The following is a 411-nucleotide window of genomic DNA, read 5'->3' on the forward strand; positions in this document are numbered from 1 at the left end:
GTCAATACCCGTGGGCTCCCGTTTTACGCCCGCATGGACGAGCGAGGGCGCGGCCGTGGCTACGATCTCGAAGTCCAGAGCAACCCGCTCACCATCTGCATGTTCCCCGAAGCTCTCGTGGAACTGACCTTCAAGGCGGCGTAAAATGGCTGATTTCGCAACTGCCTACGCGCCGCTGGCCGGCTTTGAGGGCGGCTGGTGCAACGTCCAGGGGGACAGCGGCGGCGAGACCTACGCGGGCATCGCCCGCCGCTACTGGCCGGGCTGGCCCGGCTGGAAGATCATCGACGGCGAGAAAGACCACAGCTCGTTCGCCTCCGGGGCCAGCGCGTTCACGCGCCATCTGGCCACGGTGCCCGGTCTCGCCGATCTGGTGTCCGGCTGGTATCGCAGCGAGTGGTGGGATCGCCT

Annotated in this window: 2 protein-coding genes; both read left to right on the forward strand. The window is 66.7% G+C overall.

Annotated features, from left to right (window positions below):
- A partial coding sequence (locus tag JWG43_RS20495) for a major capsid protein (RefSeq protein ID WP_205244444.1) occupies positions 1 to 144 on the forward strand: 144 nt, incomplete at its 5' end.
- Position 145: 1 nt separating this feature from the next.
- Positions 146 to 411: glycosyl hydrolase 108 family protein (locus JWG43_RS18875; protein ID WP_205244443.1), on the forward strand; the 266-nt coding region annotated here is incomplete at its 3' end.

This window comes from Desulfobulbus alkaliphilus, from assembly GCF_016918545.1.
Lineage (GTDB): Bacteria > Desulfobacterota > Desulfobulbia > Desulfobulbales > Desulfobulbaceae > Desulfobulbus > Desulfobulbus alkaliphilus.